This is a genomic window from Frankia sp. AiPs1, assembly GCF_023716945.1.
GTDB lineage: Bacteria > Actinomycetota > Actinomycetes > Frankiales > Frankiaceae > Frankia.
Genome location: NZ_JAMQQF010000505.1, coordinates 1 through 4,359 on the forward strand (window position 1 = coordinate 1; position 4,359 = coordinate 4,359).

Below are 4,359 nucleotides of genomic sequence, written 5' to 3' on the forward strand. Positions count from 1 at the left end.
ACCGAGGCGGGCGCGGATGCGGGGACGGGCGTCGGGGCGGGCGGCGACTGCGGCGCGGACTCGGTGGGCGGGACCGGCCGGGGCGTGGGAGCGGCCGGGTCCTGGGCGGTGCCGGTCGCGGGCGGCTGGGCGATAGTCGGCGCCGTGGGCTGGGACGCGGGGGGTGTCGCCGGCGGCTTCTGGGCTGTCGACGGCAACTGCGCTGTCGCCGGCAACTGCGCTGTCGCCGGGAACTGAGCTGTCGACGGCAGGTGAGCTGTCGACGACAACTGCGCTGTCGACGTCGACGAGGTCGTTTCGCAGGCGATGCCGTCGTCGTCGGAGTCGAGTCCGGCGCGGTACCCGGGGTCGCTTCGGTAGAGCGGTGCTACACCGGCGGCCCGCGCTGCCGTGCAGTTCGCGTAGTAGGCCGACCCGGTCGTCTGCGTCAGCCCGCCCGCGCCTGCTGCCGCGGCCGATCGCGTGCCGCCGACCGAGGCCGCGGCCTGCGCGGACCCGCTGCCTGACGCAGCGATTCCCGCGGGGTCGCCGACCGTCGTTCCGATGACCGTGGTTCGGCCGCCAGCGATTGCGCTGCCGGCGATTGCGCTGCCGGCGATTGCGCCACCGGCTGGGCCGCGGGTGGTCGTTGCGGCAGGCGCGGAGCCGGTGCCGGCTGCGGCGGTCAGGCTGGCTGAGAAGGGCAGCCCGGGCCAAGGGCCCCCGGAGGCCTCGGTGCCCGGGTCCGACTGGGACGGCGAGCCCGCGTCCGAAGGCGCCCCTGACGCCATTGGCGACGCCGCCGCGTTGGTGCCGCGCGGCTCGGCTGCGGCGGGTGGTGCAACGGTGACGGGTGGTGCAACGGTGGCGGATGGCGCTGCTGCTGCGCGTGGCGCCGTCGCGTCCGCGACCCGGGCGGCGGCGAGGCTCCCGGTCTTCGACGACGAGCCGCCGAAGATCCCGATCACGATGGCCAGGGCGACGAGACCGCAGACGACGCCGAGGACGATCCGGCCCCCTCGTCCCGCCAGGAATTCGAGCCGCGTCCGACGACCTGTCATGTGTGCTCCCCCCGAAGTCACCGGTCAGTGACCCTAGCGGATGCCCAGAAGACGGCCATCGCTGGCCTGGCGTCCCGATTGCGGTGCGTTCTGCACGGTCTGCCCTGCAGAACCGTGCCCGTCGCACCGCATCCGTGCCCGCCGCGCTGCGATGCGCCGGACGTGCCGCACCCCGACCGGGCCTTGGTGGCCGGTCGGGGCGACGACGAGTCGGGACACCAGCGCCAGCGCGCCGAGGGCAGGTCGCCGAGGGCACCAGACCGCCGGCGCGCGGGAGGGGGGCGGGTGTCAGGACGCCAGGGCGTCAGCGCGCCAAGGGGGTCAGCGCGCCAGGGGGGTCAGCGCCTCAGGGCGCCAGCGCGCCAGGGGTCAGGGGGTCGTCGGGTGGAGGATGCCGGACACCTCGGCGTCCGTCAGATCGTAGGAGTAGAAGGTCTTGTAGAACTCCTTGATCTCCTGCTCGATGCTGACGTCGGCGAACTGCGCGGGATGCAGGGTCTTCGCGACGAAGATCGGCTGCAGGGCCTCCTCGGCGCTGCGGGCGGCCCAGACGAACACGCCCCGCGGGTTGACGATCAGGTGCTTGTCGCGCACCGCGGCGACCGACGACCAACGCGGATCCTGCTGGATCTTCGTGCACGACGAGGCGTCACGGCAGAAGACGTACTCCGGATCCCACTGGACGATCGACTCGACCGAGACGTCCTTCATGGTGCCCGTGACACCGTTCACGGTGGCGACGTTCGTCCCCCCGGCGAGCGTCGACCAGTTGTCGATGATCGAGCCGCCACCCTCGGTGTTCAGGGGGTTGTTGGCGGTGTAGTAGAGCTTCGGCCGGTCGGTCGCCGGCAGGCCCGCGAGGCCCTTGTTGATCTGGGCGACGTTGCCGTCGACGTACTCGACGTACTGCTGGGCCCGCTTGGGAGCGTCGCCGCCGAGCACGTCGGCGAGGAACGTCACGCCGTCGTTGAGCTTTTTGTAGTTCGGGAACGAGGCGATCTGGACCACGGGCACGCCGAGATCGGTGATCTTCTTCACGAGTGCCGCGTTGCCGGAGGTCAGCACCACCAGGTCCGGCTTCTGGGCGAGCAGGGTCTCGGTGTTGACGGTGGTGGTGTCCGCCCCGAACACCGCCTTCTTCTGGGCGAGCGGCGGGTAGATCTTCTTGAACAGCGGCAGCGTCGTGAGGTTGCTCAGCGGCACGCCGGCGACCCGCTCGATGCCGCCGAGCATGAAGATGATCTGGGTGACCGCCGGGTAGTTGGTGACGATCCGCTCCGGGTGCGTCGGCACGGTGACGTGCCGGCCGCCCATGTCGACGACCTCGTGGGTCGTCGGCGCGGCCGACGTGGCCGCCGCCGCGGGCTTGCCGGAGCCGCCGTCGGAGTCACTGCCGCAGGCGGTGAGCGTGACCAGCGCGATGAGGGCTGCGACCAGGGCCGCGAGCAGGGCGGCGAACGGGCGTCTGGGTGACGGGTGTGTTGCTGACATGTGTTCGGTGGTCCCCAAAGAAGTTGTCCGACAGGGAGGGCAGGGATGGGCGCGAGCGCCCGGTGTTCTGGTCGTCCGGGATCCGCGACCGCGGTCTGCAGGGCGGCGGGATGCGGCTGTCCCATGACCGCATTCCGCGCGCGCCGCATCCGGAGCTCGGCCGGCGGGCTCACCCCTGGCGGCGACGGCGCGCGGGGCGGGTCCTGGCCTGGGACCACCCGGACGCCGTCGGCCCGGGCCCGGCGCGAGACCGCGCGCCCACCCAAGCCGCCCGACAGGGCAAGCAGAACCTCAAGCACGGGAAGTGACCGACTCCTGTGCGTGAGCAACACGTGCTCCGTTGCACCAAGCTCCGCGGATGCGGGCTCTGGCGTGAAGATATGCCGCTTCCTCGGCATCTGTCCCTAGTTTGGCCAAGATATACGGCGCACTGAGGGGCCCCGGTGCGGCCTGGGGGCGACGAGACCCGTCACTCTCCGAGACTGCAGGAGCAAGTCCGAGCCGGATGGAGCGGGCTGCGGTGCGTTCTGCCCGGTCTGGGTCCGCGGACCGTGCACATCGCACCGCACTCGGCCTCCCGCGCGCCGTACCCGGATCACGAGAGTCCCGCCGACGCGCTGACTGTGCGGCAGGTGCGGGTGGCCCAGGACGACGATGCCCGGGACGACGATGTCCACGCCGACCCGTCCCCTCCAGCGTCGATCACCGGGCCTGACCGGCCGCCGATTCCGGCCGCGATTCGCGGCGTGGGCGCCATGAATTCGGCCGTGCCCGGTCCATTCTGGGCAAAAGGGTATACCCATCAGGCTTCGCGGTTTCGGAGCTGGACGTCCGGGGCGGGGCCGCCGTTCACCAGGCGGCGGCCGCCGTTCTTCAGGTGGCGGCCGCGTTCTCCAGCTGGCATTGGCTCAGCGGACGGCATTAGCGCACGGTGGCTTCGCGGGATGCGGTGGCAGTTGCGCGAAGGGTCTCGCCCGGCCCGCGCCGCGGCGGTCGTCGAGAATGGCGGCCACCCTCGGATCGTCGTCGCGGCCGGGTCTGCGGTGGCCAGGAGGCCGCGACGAGACGGCCGCGAGGCGGGCCCGTGAGAGGGCCCGGTAGGCAGCTCGTGGGGCAGGCCGTGGGGCTGCTCGTGCGGCTGCGGTGGGGAGGGCCCTGAGGCGGGCGTGACCTGCGGGCAATCCCTGTATCCGCAGGGTGCGGTGCATGTCTCAACGCCATCCGGAGAACCATCCGGTAGGATGCTCGGGGTGGTCCTGGCGGGCGGGGCCGCTCCCGACGATGCGGAGGCAGCGTGCCCCCCACAGCGAATACGAACGCCAAGCGGTCTCGGTCGCGGCGGGCGCGGGGGTCGATCAACGCCGCCGGGATTCTTTCGGGGGCGTTCGAATTCTGCCGGGACACGCCTGTCGACCAGCTCAGCATGCCGCGGCTCGCGGCATTCCTCGACGTCGGCGTGACCAGCATCTACTGGTACTACAAGAGTAAGCGTGACCTTCTCGACGCGATGACCGAGGAGGCGCTCGCCGCCTTTTACGAGAGCATGCCACCGCTGCGCGCCAGCGGCTGGGAGGACATGCTGCGCGGGTTCTTCGATGACTGCTACGGCGCACTCGCCGCCGACGACCTGACGTGCGATCTGATTGCCCGGCGCATCGGCGGCGCCACCCGCCAGGCGTCGGTCGCGGCGTGGCCGCGGGCCGCGGAGCTGCTCGACGGGCTGCGTGAGGCCGGCTTCCCCCCGTCGCTGGCCTGGCACCCCGAGACGCTGGACCTGTTCGAGTCGGTCGATCCCGAGCTCTGGCGGGCCACCAAGGGTGACCCGGTA

The 4,359-nt window shown here is 71.9% G+C and carries 3 protein-coding genes and 2 pseudogenes; 3 read left to right on the forward strand and 2 right to left on the reverse strand.

Going from position 1 to position 4,359, the window contains the following annotated elements:
- Positions 1–237 (forward strand): annotated as a pseudogene (locus ND748_RS26185) (hypothetical protein); the annotation flags it as partial.
- Between the two features lie 71 nt (positions 238–308).
- Here ND748_RS26185 and ND748_RS35160 read toward each other — a convergent pair.
- Positions 309–1,040 (reverse strand): annotated as a pseudogene (locus ND748_RS35160) (excalibur calcium-binding domain-containing protein); the annotation flags it as partial.
- Between the two features lie 369 nt (positions 1,041–1,409).
- Positions 1,410–2,531: an ABC transporter substrate-binding protein gene (locus ND748_RS26190; protein WP_251748827.1), complete on the reverse strand. Its 1,122-nt coding sequence runs from the start codon at positions 2,529–2,531 to the stop codon at positions 1,410–1,412.
- A 23-nt stretch (positions 2,532–2,554) separates the two neighbouring features.
- Between ND748_RS26190 and ND748_RS26195 the strand changes: the two genes are divergently transcribed.
- Both ND748_RS26195 and ND748_RS26200 read left to right on the forward strand, forming a co-directional pair.
- Positions 2,555–2,839 carry a hypothetical protein gene (locus tag ND748_RS26195; RefSeq protein WP_251748829.1) on the forward strand — a complete coding sequence of 95 codons (285 nt, stop codon included), beginning with the start codon at positions 2,555–2,557 and terminating at the stop codon, positions 2,837–2,839.
- A 986-nt stretch (positions 2,840–3,825) separates the two neighbouring features.
- Positions 3,826–4,359: TetR family transcriptional regulator (locus tag ND748_RS26200; protein WP_251748831.1), on the forward strand; the 534-nt coding region annotated here is incomplete at its 3' end.